The 23,286-nt window shown below is 38.1% G+C and carries 25 protein-coding genes and 1 tRNA gene; 21 read left to right on the top strand and 5 right to left on the bottom strand.

Annotated features, from left to right (window positions below):
• The first annotated feature begins 4 nt into the window (after positions 1-4).
• The 12 genes from ACS125_RS17885 (at position 5) to ACS125_RS17830 (ending at position 10,233) form a co-directional block, all read left to right on the top strand.
• Entirely contained in the window at positions 5-1,381 is a 1,377-nt protein-coding gene (locus tag ACS125_RS17885; RefSeq protein ID WP_217484027.1) for a Do family serine endopeptidase, read from the top strand.
• A 124-nt stretch (positions 1,382-1,505) separates the two neighbouring features.
• The gene (locus tag ACS125_RS17880; protein WP_005067822.1) at positions 1,506-1,958 is read left to right on the top strand and encodes an acyl-CoA thioesterase; all 453 of its coding nucleotides are present in this window, start codon (positions 1,506-1,508) and stop codon (positions 1,956-1,958) included.
• Between the two features lie 174 nt (positions 1,959-2,132).
• Entirely contained in the window at positions 2,133-3,950 is a 1,818-nt protein-coding gene (gene lepA, locus ACS125_RS17875) for a translation elongation factor 4 (RefSeq protein WP_009393568.1), read from the top strand.
• 76 nt (positions 3,951-4,026) lie between these two features.
• The gene (gene lepB, locus ACS125_RS17870) at positions 4,027-4,854 is read left to right on the top strand and encodes a signal peptidase I (RefSeq protein WP_004790734.1); all 828 of its coding nucleotides are present in this window, start codon (positions 4,027-4,029) and stop codon (positions 4,852-4,854) included.
• 24 nt (positions 4,855-4,878) lie between these two features.
• Positions 4,879-5,253 carry a DUF4845 domain-containing protein gene (locus ACS125_RS17865; RefSeq protein ID WP_016137377.1) on the top strand — a complete coding sequence of 125 codons (375 nt, stop codon included), beginning with the start codon at positions 4,879-4,881 and terminating at the stop codon, positions 5,251-5,253.
• Positions 5,225-5,917: a ribonuclease III gene (rnc, locus tag ACS125_RS17860; protein WP_004790741.1), complete on the top strand. Its 693-nt coding sequence runs from the start codon at positions 5,225-5,227 to the stop codon at positions 5,915-5,917. The genes ACS125_RS17865 and rnc overlap by 29 nt, the downstream gene beginning before the upstream one ends.
• An 11-nt stretch (positions 5,918-5,928) precedes the next feature.
• Positions 5,929-6,951, top strand: coding sequence for a GTPase Era (gene era / locus ACS125_RS17855; RefSeq protein ID WP_081399272.1), 1,023 nt, complete (start codon positions 5,929-5,931; stop codon positions 6,949-6,951).
• A gap of 17 nt (positions 6,952-6,968) precedes the next feature.
• Positions 6,969-7,172 (top strand): NF038104 family lipoprotein, encoded by a 204-nt coding sequence (locus ACS125_RS17850; RefSeq protein ID WP_004790744.1) that lies wholly within the window; start codon positions 6,969-6,971, stop codon positions 7,170-7,172.
• Positions 7,173-7,181: 9 nt separating this feature from the next.
• Positions 7,182-7,895, top strand: coding sequence for a DNA repair protein RecO (recO, locus tag ACS125_RS17845; RefSeq protein WP_443273675.1), 714 nt, complete (start codon positions 7,182-7,184; stop codon positions 7,893-7,895).
• A 13-nt stretch (positions 7,896-7,908) separates the two neighbouring features.
• On the top strand, positions 7,909-8,634 hold the full coding sequence (pdxJ, locus tag ACS125_RS17840) for a pyridoxine 5'-phosphate synthase (RefSeq protein WP_004790748.1): 726 nt from the start codon (positions 7,909-7,911) through the stop codon (positions 8,632-8,634).
• 6 nt (positions 8,635-8,640) lie between these two features.
• Positions 8,641-9,285, top strand: coding sequence for a tRNA-(ms[2]io[6]A)-hydroxylase (locus ACS125_RS17835; protein ID WP_004790750.1), 645 nt, complete (start codon positions 8,641-8,643; stop codon positions 9,283-9,285).
• A 189-nt stretch (positions 9,286-9,474) separates the two neighbouring features.
• Positions 9,475-10,233: an SDR family oxidoreductase gene (locus tag ACS125_RS17830; protein WP_443273672.1), complete on the top strand. Its 759-nt coding sequence runs from the start codon at positions 9,475-9,477 to the stop codon at positions 10,231-10,233.
• A gap of 170 nt (positions 10,234-10,403) precedes the next feature.
• Here ACS125_RS17830 and ACS125_RS17825 read toward each other — a convergent pair.
• Positions 10,404-10,479: transfer RNA gene (locus ACS125_RS17825), tRNA-Asn, on the bottom strand.
• 46 nt (positions 10,480-10,525) lie between these two features.
• Here ACS125_RS17825 and ACS125_RS17820 point away from each other — a divergent pair.
• A complete protein-coding gene (locus tag ACS125_RS17820; RefSeq protein WP_443274022.1) occupies positions 10,526-10,672 on the top strand; it encodes a hypothetical protein in 147 nt (48 codons plus the stop codon).
• Between the two features lie 41 nt (positions 10,673-10,713).
• Positions 10,714-11,145 carry a hypothetical protein gene (locus ACS125_RS17815; protein ID WP_443273670.1) on the top strand — a complete coding sequence of 144 codons (432 nt, stop codon included), beginning with the start codon at positions 10,714-10,716 and terminating at the stop codon, positions 11,143-11,145.
• Positions 11,146-11,160: 15 nt separating this feature from the next.
• On the opposite strand, the gene ACS125_RS17810 is transcribed toward ACS125_RS17815, so the two are convergent.
• Positions 11,161-11,598 carry a PaaI family thioesterase gene (locus ACS125_RS17810; RefSeq protein WP_151964171.1) on the bottom strand — a complete coding sequence of 146 codons (438 nt, stop codon included), beginning with the start codon at positions 11,596-11,598 and terminating at the stop codon, positions 11,161-11,163.
• Positions 11,599-11,838: 240 nt separating this feature from the next.
• Here ACS125_RS17810 and ACS125_RS17805 point away from each other — a divergent pair, with 240 nt between their 5' ends.
• Entirely contained in the window at positions 11,839-12,678 is an 840-nt protein-coding gene (locus ACS125_RS17805; RefSeq protein ID WP_312821078.1) for a DMT family transporter, read from the top strand.
• A gap of 52 nt (positions 12,679-12,730) precedes the next feature.
• Here ACS125_RS17805 and ACS125_RS17800 read toward each other — a convergent pair whose 3' ends face one another.
• Positions 12,731-13,966, bottom strand: a complete 1,236-nt coding sequence (locus ACS125_RS17800) for a pyridoxal phosphate-dependent aminotransferase (protein ID WP_004790755.1) — start codon at positions 13,964-13,966, stop codon at positions 12,731-12,733.
• Positions 13,967-14,174: 208 nt separating this feature from the next.
• Between ACS125_RS17800 and ACS125_RS17795 the strand changes: the two genes are divergently transcribed.
• Positions 14,175-14,354 (top strand): hypothetical protein, encoded by a 180-nt coding sequence (locus tag ACS125_RS17795; RefSeq protein ID WP_002118942.1) that lies wholly within the window; start codon positions 14,175-14,177, stop codon positions 14,352-14,354.
• Positions 14,355-14,383: 29 nt separating this feature from the next.
• On the opposite strand, the gene ACS125_RS17790 is transcribed toward ACS125_RS17795, so the two are convergent.
• On the bottom strand, positions 14,384-15,823 hold the full coding sequence (locus ACS125_RS17790) for a sensor domain-containing diguanylate cyclase (RefSeq protein ID WP_174740115.1): 1,440 nt from the start codon (positions 15,821-15,823) through the stop codon (positions 14,384-14,386).
• A 175-nt stretch (positions 15,824-15,998) separates the two neighbouring features.
• Positions 15,999-16,790 (bottom strand): A1S_2505 family phage non-structural protein, encoded by a 792-nt coding sequence (locus tag ACS125_RS17785; RefSeq protein WP_004790757.1) that lies wholly within the window; start codon positions 16,788-16,790, stop codon positions 15,999-16,001.
• Between the two features lie 180 nt (positions 16,791-16,970).
• On the opposite strand from ACS125_RS17785, the gene uvrB reads away from it, so the two are divergent.
• From uvrB to ACS125_RS17760, 5 genes are all read left to right on the top strand, one after another.
• Positions 16,971-18,992, top strand: a complete 2,022-nt coding sequence (gene uvrB / locus ACS125_RS17780) for an excinuclease ABC subunit UvrB (protein WP_443273666.1) — start codon at positions 16,971-16,973, stop codon at positions 18,990-18,992.
• A 93-nt stretch (positions 18,993-19,085) separates the two neighbouring features.
• Positions 19,086-19,673, top strand: a complete 588-nt coding sequence (locus ACS125_RS17775) for a lipocalin family protein (RefSeq protein WP_005307444.1) — start codon at positions 19,086-19,088, stop codon at positions 19,671-19,673.
• 110 nt (positions 19,674-19,783) lie between these two features.
• Positions 19,784-20,731, top strand: a complete 948-nt coding sequence (gene rarD / locus ACS125_RS17770; RefSeq protein WP_443273664.1) for an EamA family transporter RarD — start codon at positions 19,784-19,786, stop codon at positions 20,729-20,731.
• A gap of 216 nt (positions 20,732-20,947) precedes the next feature.
• Entirely contained in the window at positions 20,948-22,405 is a 1,458-nt protein-coding gene (locus ACS125_RS17765) for a glyceraldehyde-3-phosphate dehydrogenase (protein ID WP_004790760.1), read from the top strand.
• Between the two features lie 149 nt (positions 22,406-22,554).
• Positions 22,555-23,280, top strand: a complete 726-nt coding sequence (locus ACS125_RS17760; RefSeq protein WP_004790761.1) for a hypothetical protein — start codon at positions 22,555-22,557, stop codon at positions 23,278-23,280.
• The last annotated feature ends 6 nt before the right edge of the window (positions 23,281-23,286 follow it).

The following is a 23,286-nucleotide window of genomic DNA, read 5'->3' as shown; positions in this document are numbered from 1 at the left end:
CCGAATGAAAACTCGCTATTTACAACAAGGAATGTATGCAGCGGTATTTACAGTTGCTGCTGTTCAGGCAAATGCTGCTGTTGATTTTTCAAACCTCGTTGAACAAGTTAGTCCAGCAGTGGTGAGTGTAAACGTCGTAAAAAAAATGACTCAGGATGAACTATTGCAGCAGCAAGTCCCTGAAATTTTGAAACGTTTCTTTGGAAATCAGGTGATCATTCCACAGCAACAGGGTCCACAAGAAAAAACTGCATACGGTAGTGCATTCTTTATTAGTAAAGATGGTTACCTACTCACCAACCACCATGTGATTGAAAATGCCTCACGCATTAGTATTACTTTAAATGACCGCCGTGAAATTGATGCAACTGTGGTTGGGAGTGATGAGCGTACAGACGTTGCATTGTTAAAAGTGACTGGAAATAGCTATCCAGCTTTACGAGTAGGAAATGTTGATCGTTTGCGAGTAGGAGAGCCAGTTTTAGCAATTGGTTCACCTTTTGGTTTTGACTACTCTGCATCGGCAGGTATTGTGAGTGCTAAATCACGAAATATGAGTGGTGAAACTTCGGTACCATTTATTCAAACTGACGTTGCGCTAAACCCCGGTAACTCTGGTGGTCCACTATTTAACCAAAATGGTGAAGTAGTCGGGGTAAACTCTCGAATATTTAGTGGTACTGGCGGCTATATGGGCTTGTCTTTCTCTATCCCGATTGACGTAGCGATGGATGTAGCCGAACAGCTTAAAACTAAAGGTAAGGTAACACGCTCTTATCTTGGTGTGATGATGCAAGACATTGACCGAAACCTTGCTGATGCTTACAAGTTACCAAAACCTGAAGGGGCTCTAATTACTCAAATTTCTCCGAACTCGCCTGCACAAAAAGCCGGCTTGCGAGCGGGTGATGTGATTTTGAAATATAACGGTAATCCGGTATCGCGCACGAGTGAATTACTCTACGCATTAAACAAAGTACAGCCGAATCAAACTGTTCAATTTGAAGTATTACGTGATGACAAAACCCGTAATATTTCAGCAACTTTAACGACTGCTCCAGATGAAACGCCTGCCACAGGTGCGCAAAGTACGGTATCTAAAGGACCAGTTTTAGGAATGAGCATTCGTGATTTAGCTGAGCCAGAAAAAAGTGCTTTAAGTGTGAAAGGTGGTATCTATGTACAAGATGTTCGCCGTGGTGGCTTAGCATCATTGTCAAATATCATTCCGGGTGATGTGATTGTTCAAGTCAACAATAGCCAGATTTTAAATAGTCAGGATTTTGCAAAAGTCGTTTCTAACTTGCAAAAAAATACGGTAGCGCGTGTGGCAATTATTCGTCAAGGACAACGCGCAATGCTTGGTTTACGTATTCAGTAAATTTAAAAAAGAAACAATGAACCACCCTAAACATGGGTGGTTTTTTGTTATTTATCTTGAGCGTATAGTGATATCTACCTACACTTATTTCAGTTTAAAAGTTAATAAATAAGAGTGAATATTTGTGAGTAGTATTTTTGATTTACATATTCAGGTGCAGCCACATCATATTGATGCGTTAGGACATGTGAATAATGTGATGTATGTACAGTGGATGCAAGATGTAGCTGCTGCTCATGTTGAGACCTTAGGAGTCGGGGTAACTAAATATCTCGAACTAAAACATGCAATGGTCGCGGTTGAGCATCATGTGCAATATCGTAAAGCTGCATTTGAAGGCGAACAAATTGTATTACGCACATGGTTAGATGATATCAATGCTCTTTATTCGTTCCGCCAATATGTATTTTTCCGTCCATCAGATCAGGCCGTATTATTTGTTGGAAATACAAAATGGGCATGTATTGAAATTGCTACAGGACGTCCAAAGCGAATGTCACCAACTTTTACCCATGCATACAAGCCGCTTGATTCAAGCATAAACCCTTATGATTTTACGGTTTCATATGCCCAATAACCTGAAACAATAGGCTCACTGTGATTGTCATTTTTAAAACATAAGTACAAAGCTCATGATTATTTTGGATACTTTAAAATATCCATCTGTTATAATCTCACGCAATTTATTTAACTGCTTTGGCTGTGTATTAAAACAAGCTACATAGCACTCTATATTTTCTCAAGGTAACCCATGGCGCAAGCTAAAAAATCCGTCGATATCAAAAATATACGAAATTTCTCGATTATTGCCCACATTGACCATGGTAAGTCTACATTGGCTGACCGTTTTATTCAGATGTGTGGTGGTCTACAAGATCGTGAAATGCAAGCTCAAGTCTTGGACTCAATGGAGCTTGAGCGCGAACGTGGGATTACCATTAAAGCCGCTTCAGTCACGCTATATTATACTCATCCTAATGGTCAGGAATATCAACTTAACTTTATTGATACTCCTGGACACGTAGACTTCTCGTATGAAGTTTCTCGTTCATTAGCTGCATGTGAAGGTGCGCTATTGGTTGTAGATGCTGCACAAGGTGTAGAAGCACAATCAGTTGCAAACTGCTATACAGCAATTGAACAAGGTCTCGAAGTTCTTCCTATTTTAAATAAAATTGATTTACCGCAGGCTGAACCTGAACGTGTAATTCATGAAATTGAAGAAATTATCGGAATTGAAGCAACTGATGCACCAACCTGTTCAGCAAAAACCGGTTTGGGTGTTGAAGGTGTTTTAGAGCGTTTAGTCGATGTTATTCCAGCACCTGAAGGCGATCGCGATGCTCCATTACAAGCATTAATTATCGACTCATGGTTTGATAACTACCTAGGTGTAGTTTCTCTTGTACGTATTAAACAAGGTCGTATCCGTAAGGGCGACAAAATGTTGGTTAAATCGACAGGTCAAACTCATCCAGTAACTTCAGTGGGTGTATTTAATCCGAAGCATACGGAAACAGATATTCTTGAAGCTGGTGAAGTAGGTTTTGTAATTGCGGGTATTAAAGATATTTTTGGTGCGCCAGTAGGTGACACGATTACGCTTGCCTCTACTCCTGATGTAGCGATTTTACCGGGTTTCAAAAAGGTTAAACCACAGGTGTATGCTGGTCTTTTCCCGATTGATGCGAGTGATTTTGAGCCATTCCGTGAAGCGCTACAAAAATTGCAGATTAATGACTCAGCTTTATTCTTTGAACCAGAAAGTTCTGATGCACTAGGCTTTGGTTTCCGTTGTGGCTTCTTAGGGATGCTACACATGGAGATTGTACAAGAGCGTTTAGAGCGTGAGTACGATCTTGATCTCATCAGTTCTGCGCCTACTGTAATTTATGAAGCATTAACCAAGAAGGGCGAAACGATTTATATCGACAGTCCATCAAAAATGCCGGACGGATCTACGGTAGAAGATTTGCGTGAACCGATTGCAGAGTGTCATATTCTTGTTCCGCAAGAGTACTTAGGGAATGTAATGACCCTTTGTATTGAACGCCGTGGTGTTCAAAAAGATATGAAATTCTTGGGTAATCAAGTTTCTATTACCTTTGAAATCCCGATGGCTGAAGTCGTTATGGATTTCTTTGATAAATTAAAATCATGCTCGCGTGGTTTTGCATCGCTAGACTATAACTTTGTACGTTTTGAAAGTTCAGCTTTAGTTAAGGTTGATGTATTAATTAATAGTGACAAGGTTGATGCCTTGGCTATGATTTGTCACCGTAATGATGCGCGTCATCGTGGTATTGCATTGGTTGAGAAAATGAAAGATTTGATTCCTCGCCAAATGTACGATGTTGCTATTCAAGCAGCTATCGGTGCACAAATTATTGCTCGTTCTACCGTAAAAGCGATGCGTAAAAACGTATTAGCAAAATGTTATGGTGGTGACGTTTCACGTAAGAAAAAACTACTTTCTAAACAAAAAGAAGGTAAGAAACGTATGAAACAAGTGGGAAGTGTTGAAATTCCACAAGAAGCGTTCCTGGCTGTATTGAAAGTAGAAAGATAAGAAATGAAGGTCGGGGGAAGTAAGACATTACTTTTCCCTACTTTAAGACAAGCAGCTAGGCTGCGAGTGAGGTCGTGTGGATTTTGATTTTAATTTAATTCTTGTTCCAGTTACGCTGATTCTATTTGCAGTGTGGTTGTTAGATAAACTTGTATTCAAACAGCGTGCAAATAAAGGGCGCGGGAACGAAAATTTTGTTATTACATGGGCTTATGACTTTTGGCCAGTTTTAGCTGTAGTACTTGTACTTCGTTCATTCCTTTATGAACCATTTAATATTCCATCAGACTCTATGGTACCTACTTTAGAAACTGGTGATTTTATTCTGGTGAATAAATTTGATTACGGTGTGCGTTTACCTATCGTTAATAAGAAAATTATTGATGTGGGGGAACCAAAGCGTGGCGATGTGATTGTATTCCGTTATCCACCTCAACCTACCATCAGTTATATTAAACGTGTAATCGGTTTACCAGGCGATCATCTTGTTTATGATCATGGACAATTGATTATTAACGGACAAAAAGTACCGAAAGTATTAACACAGTTTAGCCGTGAAAAAGATGTATTAGATACACCAACGTCTATTTATCATAAAGAGACGATTGGTACGCACACTTTTACAATGCGTGAACTTGAAGGCGTAAATGTGGCGCGTCAAGCACCGTTTATCAACTATGTTGAAAATGGTAAATATGCAAATCAAGACGGTTTATATTGGGAAGTGACTGTTCCAAAAGGACATTACTTTGCAATGGGGGATAACCGTGATCAAAGTGCAGACAGTCGTTTCTGGGGCTTTGTTCCTGAAGAGAATTTAACAGGACGAGCATTCTATGTCTGGATGCATAAAGAACCGGGTTTACATCTTCCTAACTTTGGCCGAAATGGAAAAATAGATTAAAAACAACCATTAGGAAAAAAAGAAATGCGTAAGGCACAACAAGGTACTTCGTATTTAGCAATTTTATTTGGGGTGGTTATATTTGCAATTGCAGTAAAAGCTGTACTTGCAGTTTGGCCAGCATATTGGGATGATCGATTGATTAATAATCAAATAGAAGAGCTTTTACAAGAAAGCTCTTCTGACATCACCCCGCAGAAGTTTATGACACAAATGGATCAGCGACTGGAAATGAACAATATTCGTGATCTTCATTTCAAAGAGATTGCGCAAGTGTTTAATGAATCTGGTCTAAAAGTCCAAAAGAAATATGAGGTAAGAAAACCCTTCTTATCAAATATTGATTTAGTTTTAACATTTGAGAAGAGTTTTGATAAAACATCAGTTCAAACTAAGTGATCCTCGCTTATTGAGTCGAATCGGATATCAATTCAAGCAGCTTGAATTGTTACAGTTAGCTTTGACTCATCGTTCGGTGAGTCATAAATACAATTACGAGCGCTTGGAGTTTTTAGGCGATTCATTATTGGGCATGATTATTGCCAATTATCTATATCATGCCTATCCAAATGAAAACGAAGGTCGTCTAACGCGTATGCGGGCGACTTTAGTACGTCAGGAAGCGTTAGGTAAGATTGCAACCGATTTGCAACTTAGTCGGTGTTTAATATTAAGTACGGGTGAATTGAAATCTGGTGGTCATCATCGTGAGTCAATATTGGCTGATACGGTAGAAGCCATTATTGGTGCAATTTATATTGATAGTGGTGATCTCAACTTACTTACAGATATTGTGCTAAAATGGTATGTACCGTATTTAGACCATATTGAGCCTACGGATCAACTTAAAGACCCTAAATCACGTTTACAAGAGTATCTACAAGCACGTAAAAAACCTCTCCCTGTTTACGAGGTTGTAGATATTCAGGGTGATGCACCTCACCAGCACTTTAAAGTTGAATGTTTGATAGATGGCTTATCAAAGATTCATGGTGAGGGTTCAAGTCGTCGTTTTGCCGAGCAGGCAGCAGCGGCGGAAATTTTAAAGTTATTGGAGCAATAACCTGCATGTCGATGCATTCTGATCAAATCAATCCAGATTCAAATGAGAACCAAGATCCTAATAATCTGATTGATCAATTTTTTAGTTCCAAAGGCGTAACAATTCCTTCGGATTTTAAGAGCGGATTTGTGGCGATTGTGGGACGTCCAAATGTGGGTAAATCTACCCTCATGAACCATTTGTTAGGTCAAAAGCTTTCTATTACTTCGCGTAAACCTCAAACAACACGTCATAAAATTATTGGTATTGATTCGCGTGAAAAAATGCAGGCGGTATATGTAGATACCCCGGGTATGCATAAAAAAGAAGTGCGCGCTATTAATAAAATGATGAACCGTGCAGCTCATTCTGCATTGCGCGACGTCAATTTGGTCTTATTTGTTATTGATGCTTATAAGTGGACACAAAATGACGACTTGGTGCTTGAAAAACTCAAGAATGCTGAAATGCCAGTTATTTTGGTGATTAACAAGGCTGATACTTTTGAAGATAAAAGAGATATTCTTCCTTTGATTCAAGAGCGCGCTAAGCTTATGAATTTTGCCGAGATTGTTCCTGTATCTGCATTACGCGGAGCAAATCTGGAGCACTTGAGCGAAACGATTGAGAAGTATCTTCCTTACCAAGCGCCTTTGTATTCATTTGATCAGATTACTGACCGTTCTGAACGCTTTTTAGCTAGCGAAATTATTCGTGAAAAAATCATGCGTCAGTTAGGTGAAGAATTACCTTATGACTTAACAGTACAAATTGAATCTTTCAAAACGGAAGAAGAGACTGTTAATGAAAAAACTGGTCGTTTAAAACCAGCTTGTACTTATATTGATGCAACGATTTTTGTAGATCGTGCAGGCCAAAAAGCGATTGTGATTGGTGAAAAAGGTGCCAAGCTTAAAACAATCGGTATGGATGCTCGTAAAGACATGGAAAAAATGTTTGAGCAAAAGATCATGCTTACCTTGTGGGTTAAAGTTAAAGGTGGCTGGTCTGATGATGAGCGTGCTTTAAAAAGCTTAGGGTATAGTGATATCTAAAGGATAAGGATGCTGGTATGAAAACAATTACATCATTGGTCGCTATAATTGGATGTACATTGATGTTACAAGGTTGTGTATATAAGCTTGTAACCGTACCAGTAGGTATTGCTTATAAAACTACAAAAGGTGTTGTTAAAGGTACAGCGGCTGTTGTAGGGGCGGTAATTCCTGATGGTGATGATGAGGATGACAAAAAAGAAAAAGAATCTGAGGAATAGTTTCTTTTTATGATGCGCAATGAAGTCCTCCATGGATATATGATTCATCACCGTAAATACCGTGAAAAAAGTCATATTGTGCATCTTTTTACTCAGGAGTATGGGCGAGTCGATGGTATTTTAAGGCAGACTCCGCCTCCTCAATATCAGCCTATTCGCTTGCAAGCCACGGGTAAAAGTGAGCTGAAAAACTTTACAAAGCTTGAAATCTTAAATCAGCCTGTTTTCTTTTTTGGTGATGCTTTTTTTGCCGGATTTTATTTAAATGAAGTTGTTCTTAGACTTTGTCCCTTAGAAGAGACAATGCCACAAACGTTTGAGCAATATCAGTTAACCTTACTTCAATTACAAGAATTATCTTCCCACGAAAATCCTGACCTTTTTCTTCGGCAGATTTTGCGCCAGTTCGAGCATGTTTTACTTCCTGAACTTGGATACGCGATTGATTTCTCAGTCGATACCCAACAACAGCCGATTCAGGCTCATCAGTTTTATCAATTTCAAGTGACAGAAGGTTTCGCTCCTGTTGTGCAGGCGAGTCGTTCTTCTTTGTCAGGGAAAGCGATTTTGTCTATGTTGGATTATGAGCAAGGGCAGGATTTTTCTCTCGAACAATTGCAATTATTAGGTAAACTATACCGTCAAATGATTACATCGCTTTTAGGTGATCGTCCCCTAAAAAGTCGACAATTGTGGATTCAAAACACTCAAACTCAATCGTAATTAGGATTTATTTATGGCTGCATTGCTTGGTGTAAACATAGACCATGTTGCTACTTTGAGACAGGCGCGCGGTACTACTTACCCAGATCCTGTAGAAGCTGCTCTTATTTGTGAACAAGCCGGTGCAGAGGGCATTACTTTGCATTTGCGTGAAGACCGTCGCCATATTCAAGATGATGACGTACGCCGCATGCGTCCATTATTAAAAACACGTATGAATCTTGAGTTAGCTGTTACTGATGAAATGGTCGAGTTTGCGAAAGAAATTCAGCCACAGCATGTTTGTTTTGTTCCTGAAAGACGCCAAGAAGTAACCACTGAAGGTGGTTTAGATGTAGTAGGTAACTTTGAAAAAGTTAAAGCTGCAACTCAGACTTTAGCTGCTATTGGCTGCGACGTATCATTATTTATTGATGCGGATTTAGCTCAAATTGATGCAGCAGTTGCATGTGGTGCACCTACGATTGAGTTACATACGGGTGCATATGCAGATGCGGCAACAGAGCAAGATCAACAAGCTGAGCTGGCGCGTATTATCAAAGGTGTTGAATACGCAGCTTCAAAAGGTTTGGTTGTAAATGCTGGTCATGGCCTTAACCTTAAGAATATTGCTCCAATTGCTGCTATCTCACAAATTCACGAGTTAAACATTGGGCACTCAATTATTGCAGATAGTGTTTTTGTAGGTCTAGTTCAAGCTGTTAAAGATATGAAAGCAGCAATTCAGGTGGCGGGTTAATTGGTTATGTCGAGTATCAATTACGATGAATTAATGCAACCTGTTTTGGCTTTTTTAGGCTGTCAAACGCCAAAAGCATGGTTAGATGAGGCAATCAATAATCTAGATATTTTGATGCAAGATCATGCTAATTGTGAAAAAAAAGCAGCTAGTACAGCAATGAACTTAATGTTCCGTTATAGCTTCTTCCCTGATTTGCAAGTAAAGCTTGCACAGCTGGTACGGGAAGAAATGCTTCATTATGAACAAGTGCTTGAGCTTATGGCCAAGCGTGGTCAGAAATGGGATGGCTTAAGTGCAGGGCGCTATGCTGGTGGGCTCCGTAAAGAGATTCGTACTTATGAGCCAGAGGCTTTAATTGATGTACTTGTGGTAGGTGCTTTTGTTGAGGCGCGCTCATGCGAACGCTTTCATGCTCTTGCCCCACGTGTAGATGATGAGTTAGGACGCTATTATCGCTATTTGCTTAAGTCGGAGTCTCGTCATTTTGAGGACTACTTGGCACTTGCACTTGATGTTGCAAAAACTGCAAAAATGAAAAATCCTAAAGAGGATATTCAGCAGCGCATTGATCATATTCGTGAAGTTGAAAAGAATCTGATTTTAACGCCTGACGACACCTTCCGTTTTCACAGTGGCGTGCCTGCATAATATTAGAAGTTTTAATAAAAAAGTTTACCGTGAAAGGTAAACTTTTTTATTAAGTAAGCTTTATACCTTCGGTGGTAGGCGTGTTCTGCTTTTATTTTTTTAAGTAATAACGAATATTATGTAAATATAAAGATAGTTTTGTTCATAATCGGTTCAACTAAATTAGTCGAATATTTTAAGGATATAAGAATGTTAGCATTAGTTACAGGTGCCTCTGCGGGCTTTGGTTATAGTATTTCAAAAAAACTGATTGAGTCAGGTTATAAAGTTATTGGCTGTGGAAGACGGGAAGAAAAGCTAAAAGAATTACAACAAGAGCTTGGTGAAAAGTTCTATCCTTTAGTATTTGACATGACAGATACCGTAGAAAATATAAATAAGGCACTAGTTGATTTACCAACCGAATTTCAAATCAGTCAAATTGATTTATTGGTAAATAATGCTGGTCTAGCATTAGGGTTGGAGTCAGCCGATAAATCAGATTTAGATGATTGGTACACTATGATTGATACCAATGTTAAGGGGCTTATTACTGTTACCCGATTAATTTTGCCAAGCATGGTAAAGAAAAAGTCTGGCTTAATTATTAATATGGGATCAATTGCAGGTACATACCCATATCCAGGTGGTAACGTTTACGGTGCAACGAAAGCATTCGTGGAGCAATTTAGTTTAAACCTTCGAGCTGATCTATCAGGTACGGGCATTCGAGTAACTAATATTGAACCAGGGCTTTGTGGGGGTACAGAGTTTTCTTTGGTACGTTTTAAAGGTGACCAAGAGAAAGTGAACAGTCTTTATGATAAAAAGAATCCAATCTTGCCTGAAGATATTGCAAATACGGTAGCTTGGGTTGCTTCACAACCTCCGCACATTAATATTAATCGTATTGAAATGATGCCGACCAGCCAGTCTTTTAATCCTTTAAAAGTGGTTGAAATGGAATAATGATTTAAGAAAGGAATATCTTTTTCAAACTTAGATTAGATCATTAAGCTAACTAAATGGGTTCAAGCATGAAAATTAAATCCTCTATATTGATAGGGGATTTTTTTATAGCTATTAATAAAATTATGGCAAAAAAAAGCCCGCTTTAATGCTGCGGGCTTTTTAGTATTTGGCTCTCCCACCTGGGCTCGAACCAGGGACCTGCGGATTAACAGTCCGTCGCTCTACCGACTGAGCTATGGGAGAATCTGCATGCGATTATAAGGAGATTTTGAGAAGGGTCAAGTCTAAATTGTCATGTTTACTTCATTTTTGTGTTGTATGCTTTTTATTTGATCAGTTGGGTGCTGTGTTAAGAAATTACTTGCACTTTAAAAATTCAGTTGCTAGATTCAAGAAAGAACAAGCGTTTGGAGAAATCCAAACAGTGTGGATTTAAACCAACTTGCCAGCACTAAAATGGCTAAATCGGAGATAAGTATGAAAACGCTTACGATCGCTTCTTTTTTTTCTAATTTTGATTTTTATCAACAAAATTATCTTAATGTCTTAACTCAATCAGAATCTTATTACACACCTGTAGAAGATGCATGGATTGATGTTTATCCTTTCAAAAAACAGAATTTATATTTAGGTGATTTACTGCAACTTTGGTTTAGTTCTAAATGGAACGTGCATAATTCACTTAAAATTTTAAAAAGCTCGAAATTATTAAATTCCTCTAAATCTCTATATATTTTTCAATTGGAAGGGGAGTTATTGTTGGGTAAAAATAAAGTGTTAGCTTGGTCTACTGAGCATCAAGAAATTATAGAACTTCAACTTAAAAATATTTGGTCGCCTTATGTGATTGCGCAAACTTGTGAACGTCCAAATAATCAAAATTACTCAATAAAAAAGGCAGCAGTTTAAGGCTGCCTTTAATTCTTAGGGACGAATAATCATGCAGGTTGCTGTTGCATAGGCATACAGTTTACCTTCCTCATCAATAATCTTTCCTTCGGAAATACCTAAATTTTTACTTAAATTAATAACTTTTCCTGTCGCAATTAAAGGATGGTTCTTTGGAATGGGGCGGCACATTTTCACGTTAAGGTCGATTGTGCCATAGCCTACACCCGCAGGTAACATCGTATGTACTGCACAACCAGTCACCGAATCTAGAACTGTGGCAGCAAAACCACCATGTACGCCACCTAGTGGATTTAGATGGTTATGATCTGCTTGGGCTTTGAATGTAACAGATCCTTCTGAAATTTCAGAAGGTTGCATAGGTATGGTTTTACTAATACTCGCTGCTGGAATGTGGCCATCTATCATGGCTTGTAAAAATTCAAGGCCAGTCATTTCCATCGGATTTTTCATTTTTTGAGTCCTTTAATTCTTTAGGTTCTAAAATGGAACTTGATATTAGCCTATTATTAAGTCATCGATATGTCAATTCTATAGTTAAAAAATGAACTGATAAGGTGAATCTTCGAAACTTGTCAATCTAATATAATATTCCTTTATTATAAAAATTGAATTAAATGAGTTGCATAATGAATTAGATAGATAAGAGGTTCTTCTTATACACTATAAAAAAATAGCAGGAGCATAGGGATAATGCTTTTAAAAATTGCACTAGCAATGATGGCTTTTGCAGCAAACTCCGTGTTGTGCCGTTTGGCTCTAGCAGGGCATCATATTGACCCAATGAGTTTTAGTCTAGTAAGAGTAGTAAGTGGTGCAGTTGTTTTATTGGGGCTATTTTCATATTCAAAATCACCTCAAGCCAAAGTCCAATGGAGTCTAAAAAACGCATTTTTTCTAGCGATTTATATTTTGGCATTTTCGTGCGCCTATCTTCAAATCGATGCTGGTATTGGTGCTTTACTATTGTTTGGCGTTGTACAGCTGACTATGGTGCTTTACGGTTATTGGCATGGTGAGCAGATTGGTATATACCGTGGTATAGGCTTATGTATTGCTTTAGCCGGAATTATTGTTTTGTTATTACCTGGTGCTCATGCACCTGATTGGGGATACGCACTAATAATGGCGATATCTGGTTTGGCATGGGCTGGATATAGTATTGCTGGTCGTAATATGACGCAGCCTGTCGGCAGTACATTGGCAAACTTTACATTAGCTGTGCCAATCGTTTTGTTGGCAAATGTATTGCTTAATCAAGAGCGGTATATTGATTTGCAGGGTTGGGTATTAGCGATTTTGTCTGGTGGTGTGACTTCAAGTGTAGCTTATGTACTCTGGTATGCAATTTTGAAGCATATTGATCGAATGACGGCCAGTACCGTGCAGTTGAGTGTGCCATGTTTGGCAATTATAGGTGGAAGCTTATTTGTGAATGAAGCTGTAACAGGGCGAGTGATTTTCTCTGGTTTTATGGTTTTGTTTGGAATTTTTCTGGTTATTTATATGGTGCCAAAGAAAAACAAAGCATAGATCAATTAAAAAAGGGTTCCCTAAAGAGAACCCTTTTTATGCAAAATGCAGATTATTTCGCAGCTTTTTCAGCTTCAATAGATGCAATCGCAGCATCTACACCTTCAATTGAGTCAGCAGCTTTTTTGATACGTGCTAACGCATCAACAAGTACTTCGTCAGCTGTAGCATATGAAATGCGCATAAAACCGCCTAAACCAAATGCATCACCAGGTACTACTGCTACGCCAGTTTCTTCTAGTAACCATTCAGAGAACTCTGTGCAAGATTTTAAGCCTTTTGCACGAATAAGAGGGCGAATGTTTGCATAGGCATAGAAAGCGCCATCAGCAGGTAAGCAAGAGATACCTTTGATGTCATTTAAGCCGTTTACAACTAAGTCATGACGGCGTTTAAACGCTTCAATCATTGGCTCTAAAACATCTTGTGGACCATTCAATGCAGCTTCAGCAGCAACTTGCGAAATAGAAGTTGGGTTAGAAGTTGATTGAGATTGGATTTTTTTCATTGCACCAATGATTTTTGCTGGACCGGCTGCATAGCCAATACGCCAACCAGTCATTGCATATGCTTTAGATACACCATTTAAAACAATCGTGCGGTCATATAAATCTGGAGCAACTGTTGCGATGTTGTAGAACTCATCTTCCCAACGAATTGGTTCATACATATCGTCAGATGCAACAAATACTTGTGGATGACGACGTAAAACTTCAGCTAAAGCTTCTAATTCAGCTTTGCTATAAATCATGCCAGTCGGGTTAGAAGGGCTGTTTAATACAACTAAGCGAGTGTTAGGTGTAATAGCAGCTTCTAATTGTTCAGGAGTGATTTTGAAACGTTGGTCTTCGCCACATTTCACAATGACTGGAGTACCTTCAGCAATAATGACCATATCTGGATAGCTTACCCAGAAAGGTGCTGGAATGATAACTTCATCGCCTTTGTTTAATAGAGCAAGTGCCAAGTTAAAGAAGCTTTGCTTACCACCACATGAAACCAAAATCTGATTCGCTTGATAATCAAGATTATTATCACGCTTAAATTTAGCAATAATTGCTTTTTTTAACCCAGGAGTACCATCTACAGCCGTATATTTGGTGAAACCATTATTAATCGCTTCAATTGCAGCATCTTTGATGTGTTGCGGGGTATCAAAGTCTGGTTCGCCAGCACCTAAACCAATCACGTTCTTGCCAGCAGCTTTAAGTTCAGCAGCTTTGTTGGTTACAGCAAGTGTAGGGGACGGTTTGATAGCATTGACACGATCAGAAAGACGTACGTCCACGGCAATATTCCTCTTATGGGATTAAAAAATAAAAAGCATACTATCTTATCGCAAAAATTAAGTAATTTGCGGATGTAGGTATTTTTAGATGTAAAAAAGTTTGATTTAAGAAAGATCTTGTCGCTGTTTCATTCAATTGAAGCTTTTTTGGAAAGAAATGATAAAAATCATTTATAATAAGTCGCAATCGAAATTTCGAGAATGAATCATGACTGAGCAACAGCCAAAACAGAAAAAGGCTTTGGTGAAATTGCCATTCCCAATGCCGAATGAAAGCAATCAAGCCGACGATGCGGTACACAACCAAGTACGTCCTAAACCAGAGCAATACGCAGATAGAACGTGGATGCCTCCACGTGGTACGCGTCGTTCTATGGGAAAACGCTAATTTTGAAAAACAGGCAATATGCCTGTTTTTTATTGATTGAGTAAAATTTCCTGATAATAACTTTTTTTCTTTTGGTACATGTGATGGTCCGCTCGCTTTAACATGTCCTCAATTTGTTCATTTGTTTGAGTAGTTGCATGTCCAATTGCAATCCGAACTGGATGACTTGAATAATATTGATTGTCGATATTAAAAAGCTCCTGAATGGTCTGAAGCATAATAAGAACATTTGCTTCATCTGCCCCCGGCATTAAAATCACAAATTCATCGCCACCTATTCTAGAAGCCGTATAGGGCGTATTTAAAATGGCCTGACTTAAAATATTTCCAACGCGACGCAATAAACCATCCCCAATATCATGACCAAACTGATCATTGGTTTCTTTCAATCCGTTCATATCTAAGAAAATTGAAGAAACAGGGCGAATAATGCTTCGGTTTAAACGGTTAAGTTCTTCTGTAAAAAAAGCGCGGTTATATAGTTTGGTCAGGACATCGTGTTGTCCCAAATATTCAAGATAGTTTTCCGCTTTTTTCCGCGCGGTAATATCTGTAAGTGCAACTTGTACTAGCCCCCAAGTTTCTTCATAACCGGGAAAAACCGTAAATTGAAGCAAGACATTTCTTATTTGGCCATCTAAAGCGTAGTTAATGGCTTCACGTTTATGATGAATATTACCTTGCCATAATTCGATGAGTTGCTCCCGAAAGGTTTCAATCATTTCTTCCGCAAAAATCTTATGTGTATTTCTTAAGAGGGTAGACTTATCAGGAGCCTTAAATAAATCAAGAGTTGCCTGATTAACATCTAAAATTAGAATATCTTCTACACACTGGCGGACAAATTCAGGATGAACATCTAGAAAAGTTCTAAAATCTTCAATTCCCAATAGCCTAAGTTGATCAATTCTATTTTTTATACGACTGAAATCTTCGACCCAAAGAGACGTGGGTGAGTAGATAAACATGGATTCAGCTAAGCGACGATTTTTTTCTTCTTCACGAAGCGCATTTTGATAGGGGGTTATGTCTTCGGTGGTAATTAATACACGTTCAAAGGTTGATTCAGAACCGGGTAAAATTGATCCTCTTAACTGAACATCAATACGTTTGCCCGATAAAGTGTAATTTACAGTCGTACTTGAAAAATGGGTTTTACCATTCCATAGTTCTTCTAATTCATTAATATGTGATTCAAACATCTCTTTTTTAAAAATAAGATTTAAACTCGAATACAGTTCTTCGTGAGTTTTTGCTTCAAAAAGTTCTAATGTTTTTTGATTCACACGAATAATTTTAATTTTATGCGCACATTCAATAATTAAATTTTTATTTTGGCTTAAAAATTCATGGAGGTTTTCAATACCTTGATTTCTCCATAGATCAAATTGTTGTTTAACTTCACTGAAATCCTCAATCCACATTGGAATTGGGCTAAGGTCAAAAATTGAAGAATCTAAAGTTTCCATATGTTTCTTTAAGTATTCAGTTTGCCTTAAAGTATAATGAGAAAAATTAAGATTTGGGAATATAAAGAACTTAAATTTATTAGAATAATTAAAAATAAGAAAATTAAATGTAAGTAAAAATAAAATAATGAGAAAGCAGATATTATCTGCTTAGCTCATAAGTTTATTAGAGAAATTAACGATTAATTGGGTGATCAATATTCTTTTCACCACGCCATAACTTGATAAAGTCTTGCTCGTCAAAATCATAAAGTTCCATGAGTGCAACGACTGCACTCACAAAAATCATAGCGCCCTCAGAGTTTCCATGCAGGTCAAAAATTTTACCGTTGAGCTTACCTAAAATATCGCTAAGCTCATGATCGCGGCCTCGGCCATATCGATCTCGAGGGTAGAGTTCTTCATTTAGAACAATAAGAGCAATCGCTTTTTCAGCAGCGGATAAATCTGTTTTATCTAAGGCTTCTTCGAAAGATTCACTTCCGTGATTAAAGTAAAAAATTACTTCATCATTAATGAAACTTTTTACCATCTTTTGAGTTAATGTTGGAAATTGTGAAACAGCATTATCTTCAACATAAGGTTTAAAAGATTCTGGAAAGATAACGTTGTGATCAATATCTTTAAAAAGTGGTGCAATTTCAGAAACTTTATAACCTGCGATGCCACAACCCAAAGCAGTGACAAAATATTTCATTTTAGGATGATTTTTTGCATATATCTTAAAATCTTCAACATAGTGCTCAATTTGGGAAAGAGGCATTTGTTGAATGTGTTCATTTAAAGTTGGAATTGCAAAGCTTTGACCAGCCCAGCCGCGACCCACACCTTCAACTGCACCGAAGTGTTGACTGGCAACGCGTGCTGCACCGCTACCATGCTGTCCAGCAAGGTTACTACCAAATACAAAAACTGTATCTTCTGGGAGTTCGGTTACAATACTTTCATCATGATATTGATAGGTCATGGTTATGCTTTTTATTTAATGGATAGGTTCATGTTGCAACTGATTATGGTATTGGTCAAGTGTTAAGATGCTTAATCTTTTACATTGAATTTCCAACTCAATTTGCACTTTAAATTAAGATAAAAATCCCCATTAAAAGGGGAGACGTTAAATTCAATTTTTTCATAAAGAGAGATAACTTTGAACGAAAATCAACCTTTTGATTTGGTCACTCATTATCAGCCAGCAGGTGATCAGCCACAGGCAATTGAAAAGCTGGTCAATGGTATCGAGCATGGTTTTCGTAATCAGTTATTGCTAGGGGTAACTGGCTCAGGTAAGACCTATACCATGGCAAATGTGATCGCTCAAACACAGCGCCCTACAATTGTGATGGCCCATAACAAAACTTTGGCTGCCCAACTTTATGGTGAGTTTAAATCTTTCTTCCCCAATAATGCGGTTGAATATTTTGTAAGTTATTACGATTATTACCAGCCAGAGGCTTACGTTCCATCATCGGATACGTTCATCGAAAAAGATGCAGCCATTAATGATCACATTGACCAGATGCGATTATCTGCAACACGCGCTTTATTAGAACGACGTGATGCAATTATTGTCGCATCGGTATCTGCAATTTATGGTTTGGGTGACCCAAATGCTTATATGCAAATGTTGCTGCATGTGGTCGAGGGTGACCGAGTAAGCCGTGATGAAATCATTCGCCGTTTGGTTGAAATGCAATATACGCGTAATGAACTTGAATTCTTACGTGGTACATATCGAATTCGCGGCGAAATTATTGATATTTTTCCAGCAGAATCTGATCAACATGCAATTCGCATTGAACTATTTGATGATGAGGTCGACTCAATCCGTTGGTTTGACCCGCTAACTGGTAAAATGGTTCGTAAAGTTTCTCGGGTAACGATCTATCCAAAAAGTCACTATGTAACGCCAAAAGATCATCTAACCCGTGCCATCGATACAATTAAGGATGAATTACAAGATCAGCTTAAATTTTTCCGTGAACATGACAAATTGCTCGAAGCACAGCGTATTGAGCAACGGACACGTTACGATCTGGAAATGATGCAGCAGTTGGGTTATACCAATGGTATCGAAAACTACTCACGTCATTTGTCTGGACGACCATCTGGTGAAGCTCCGCCGACTTTATTTGACTATATTCCAGAAGATGCTTTGCTGATTATTGATGAATCACACGTTACGGTTCCACAAATTGGAGCGATGTATAAAGGTGACCGATCGCGTAAAGAAAACTTAGTAAATTATGGCTTCCGTTTACCAAGTGCGCTTGATAACCGTCCAATGAAGTTTGAAGAGTGGGAGCGTATTGTACCGACTACCATTTTTGTAAGTGCAACACCTGCTAAATATGAATTAGAAAAGTCAGACCAAATCGTTGAACAGGTGGTACGTCCAACAGGTCTCATCGATCCTGAAATTGAGATTCGTCCTGTATTAACCCAAGTGGATGATGTTCTTTCGGAAATTAATATTCGTAAGAATTTGAATGAAAGGGTATTAATTACGACTTTAACGAAGCGTATGGCAGAAGATCTGACTTCATATTTAAAAGAATATGGCGTTAAGGTGGCTTATCTCCACTCAGATATTGATACCGTTGAACGTGTCAAAATTATTCATGAATTACGTACAGGTGTATTCGATGTTTTAGTCGGTATTAACCTGCTACGTGAAGGTCTGGATATGCCAGAAGTTTCTTTGGTTGCTATTTTAGATGCAGATAAAGAGGGCTTTTTACGTTCGGAACGTTCACTCATTCAGACAATTGGTCGTGCTGCACGTAATGTAAAAGGTAAAGCAATTTTATATGCTGACCGAATTACTGACTCTATGCAAAAGGCAATAGATGAAACTGATCGCCGTAGAGCCAAGCAAATTGAATTTAATGAGTTGCATGGTATTACGCCACGTAGTGCGGTTCGTCAGGCTGTCAAAGAAATTGACTCGGGTGAGGTACTTTCAGACGACGAGATCGATGAAAAAGTACTTGAACAAGCACAAGCATTGAGTGCCGATGAAAGACATATTCTTTCTAACCCTAAATTGTTTAGTAAACATATTACTAAGCTTGAAAAGGATATGTTAAAGGCCTCGAAAGATTTACAGTTTGAGCAAGCAGCGCGGATACGTGATGAAATTCTTCGATTAAAAGCGCAGATGTTGCAATAAATGAATACATAACGCTACATAATGTGTTTAAAAAACAAGCTACTGTAGATATTTGAGTTCTTTTGTATTCACAACTAATCGTTGAGGGCAACAATGGCATTTAGAAATAATGTTCCGCAAGCGAGTTGGCGTTTGGCTAAAATTGCGTTGGGCGGTGTCGTTTTGGCTGGTTTAGCTGTCGGAACCTATGTCTATGCTCAGCCGAAACCCTTGCAAACTGTTTATAAAGTTGAACTGGACCGATATTTAGGTGTTTGGTATGAAGTCGCTCGTAAGCCTGCATTTTTCCAAAAAAAATGTGCTTATAACGTATCTGCAACTTACACCTTAAATGAAAATGGAAATGTGGTTGTAGATAATCGCTGCTATGACAATAGAAAACAATTACAGCAATCTATTGGTGAAGCCTTCGTGGTTAACCCGCCATATAACAGCAAATTGAAGGTGAGTTTCTTACCGGAAGCTGTGCGATGGATTCCAGTTATACGCGGAGATTACTGGATTTTAAAAATAGATGAAGACTATCAAACTGTATTAGTAGGAGAACCTTCTCGTAAATATCTTTGGGTATTATCAAGAACTCCTCATCCTGAACAAGAAGTGGTGGATGAATATCTAAATTATGCAAAAACATTGGGTTTTGATATTCGCGATATTATCCGTACAGAACATAAAGAATAAATGTAAATGTCTGATTAAGAAAAAACCATGTTTTCACATGGTTTTTTCTTTTTTATAGTGGATAAATCAAGTATTGTGGTGAGCTGTTTTTACTAAAGTCCAAGAGGGTGGTGATGTTTAAGGGCGTGAGCTTGTCTGTCATGGCATCTGTCACTTTTGGTGTACTTTATTTTTATACTCAATTGTTAGGCCAGCTTGATAGTGAGCAAACTTTCGGATGGCGGATTATTGCAACAATCCCATTTCTAACTTTGTTTATGTGGTGGAGTGGCGATTTAGCGTATATCAAAAATATCTACCAGCGTATTTTGGCTAAGCCATCTTTATTATTGTTGTTAATCACCACCTCCGTTCTAACTTCAGTCCAACTTTGGCTGTTTTTATGGGGGCCTATGCATGGGCGAGGCCTGCAAGTATCTTTAGGATATTTTCTATTGCCGCTTGTTTTAGTATTGGCTGGAAGTGTGCTATATGGCGAAAAAATATCTAAATTTCAATGGGTCGCAATTATTCTTGCTGTCATTGGCGTGGGCCATGAAATCTGGCGTTTAGGAAGTATTGCTTGGGAAACTGCATTGGTTGCGGTTGGCTATTCTGCCTACTTTTTATTACGTAAAAAAATTAAAACAGACAATTTAGGCGGCTTTTGGTGGGACTTAGTCATTATTTTGCCGATTGCGATTTATTTAACCCATACAGGTTTACTCCCTTATAGCAAATTTATAGATCAACCGAGCCTTGCTTTGATCATTATTGGGCTTGGAATTTTAAGTGCTATTGGTTTAGGAAGTTATATTCTGGCAAGTCGCTTTTTACCCTTAGTTGTGTTTGGACTTTTAGGGTATTTGGAACCAGTTTTGCTTGCTTTAGCTTCTCTAGTTTTAGGGGAGAGTATTGGCCAAGAAGAATGGTTTACTTATATTCCGATCTGGTGTGCAGTATTTGTACTCGTTTTAGAAGGAGCGGTTCACCTTAATCAGCAACGTCAAAAAGCCAAAAATTTGCAGCTAAACGTCGCAAAATATCAAAAAAGATTAAAAAATGATGCTCACGATTAGAGCATCAGAATCTAAAAAGTAAGAAAAAGCAAAAATTTAGCTGCTTTAAACAATAAGATAATAAAAAATAATTATAGGTATTTTATGAATTTATGATGAATTTTAGGAAAATCTAGCCACTAACGTCAGCTTTTGATTCATTCTTGTCGATAATTCCATTACAATTACGGGGTTTAAAAAATCACGCCTAGATATAATTAATTAGAGGACGTATCTGTGAGCAAAGACACTATCATCGCCCTGCATGCTGAACACCAAGGCCGTTGGAAAAACCGTGAAGAAATCGCGGAACGTATGATTGCCGTAATCGGTCAATTATACCGTGAAAAAAATATTGTCGTATCTGTTTACGGTCGCTCTTTAATTAACCGTTCTGTTATTCAAATTTTGAAAACTCACCGTCGTACACGTGTTGTAGATGTTGAGCTTTCTGTTGTAAATACTTTTCCAATTTTAGAAGCTTTAGCAAAAGTTGAAAACATTGGTTCTGCAGAAGTTGATATCGGTAAACTTGCTGTTGAATATAAAGAAAAAGGCGGTGATGTTGACGCTTTTGTTGCTCAAGCAGTTGAGTCAATTAAAGGTAGTGCAACTTCTGAACAACCTAAAGATGTAGTTCTTTATGGTTTTGGTCGTATTGGCCGTATCTTGGCTCGATTAATCATTAGCCAATCAGGTTTAGGTCGTGGCCTAAGCCTTAAAGCAATTGTTGTGCGTAAATCTTCTGATGGCGATTTAGCAAAACGTGCTTCTTTACTTCGTCGTGACTCTATTCATGGCACTTTCGCTGGTACAATCGCTGTTGATGAAGAAAACGAAGCAATCATTGCTAACGGTAACTTCATTAAAGTGATTTATGCATCGAGCCCAAGTGAAGTTGACTATACTGAATACGGTATTCAAAACGCGCTTTTAATCGATAACACTGGTAAATGGCGTGATGCTGAAGGTCTAAGCCAACACTTGAAATGCCCAGGCGTTGCACGTGTTGTATTGACTGCACCAAGTAAAGGCGAAATGAAAAACGTTGTATTTGGCGTAAACAACACAGACATCTTAGATGAAGACAAAATCATCTCTGCTGCAAGTTGTACAACAAATGCAATTACTCCAATTCTTAAAGTATTGGATGACAAATATAAAGTTCTTAACGGTCACGTTGAAACTGTTCACTCATTTACAAATGACCAGAACTTAATTGATAACTACCATAAAGCAGATCGTCGTGGTCGTGCAGCTACATTGAACATGGTTATTACTGAAACTGGTGCTGCTAAAGCTGTTGCTAAAGCATTACCTGCGTTGAAAGGTAAGTTAACTGGTAACTCTGTACGTGTTCCTACGCCAAACGTATCTCTTGCTATCTTGAACTTAACGCTTGATAAAGAAGTTGATCGTGAAGAAGTGAACGAATACATTCGTCAAATTTCGATTAACTCTAGCCTTCAAGGTCAAATTGGTTATACCAACTCGACTGAAGTTGTATCGAGTGACTTTATCGGTTCTCGTACTGCTGGTGTTTATGATGCTCAAGCAACGATTACTTCTGGTAACCGCTTAACTGCTTATGTTTGGTACGATAACGAAGTTGGTTATAGCTGTCAGGTATTACGTATCGCTGAACAAATGTGCGGCGTAAGCTACAAAAAAATTCCAGCAGAATTGAATGCTTAAGATCATTTAACGATCTATAAAAGATTTTCACAAAAAGACCCAGTTTAGACTGGGTTTTTTTACAACCGTACAAAATATATGCTGACTATTTTTTGTAAATAAATGAGAATAGGAATTAAGGAAAAAAAGAAAATAGTAAGGGATAGGAATTGTCGCAGTTTAAACGTTTGTTGGTCGTTTTTATATTCATCATTATTGCCAATTTATGTGGTGTACTCATCGCAATATGGGTATTTAAGCACTTTAATATTTATATTCCACTGAAAAATCAGGCAGTTGCTATTGACTTGCAAGAACCTCTACAAGTTAAGGTTAAAGTACAAGATGCTTTAAACGTGGATGTAAAAGGGCGGGTAAATGCCAGTATTCCAATTGATGAGAAACTGAATATTCCATTAACTCAAACATTAACCCCGCGTGTTTACTTCGATAATATGGTGCCGATTAGCACTACAATTCCTGTCAAAGAAACTTTAAAAGTTGAGCAGAATTTACCAATCGATACGAAGGTTCAAGTGAGGGTTTTGGGACGTGATATTACCTTACCATTGAAAGGGACAATTCCATTAAAACTTGATGTTCCGATTGATATTAATGTTCCGCTTGAGCAAAAGGTTCATTTAAAATTTGATGCGCCAGTACGGACGGTATTAAAAGAAAATCTCCATATTCCTCTAAAAGCAAGATTGGATACTAATATTCCAATTGAGGGTAATTTGAATGTTCCTGTTAAAACAGCACTAAATGCTTCGGTCGATGTGAAAAATACATTGCCTGTGAAGATTGCAAATGGTGAGTTGAAAATTCCTCTGTCCACTATGCGATTAAATCGGGTAGTGGGTTCAGAAACATCGCAGACAACAACTGATCAATAGGGTGAA

The sequence above is a fragment of the Acinetobacter sp. PFS20 genome, assembly GCF_052261015.1.
In the GTDB taxonomy this organism is placed as follows: domain Bacteria; phylum Pseudomonadota; class Gammaproteobacteria; order Pseudomonadales; family Moraxellaceae; genus Acinetobacter.
The sequence above is the reverse complement of the archived record's forward strand: the minus strand, read 5'-3'. Positions and strand labels throughout refer to the sequence as shown.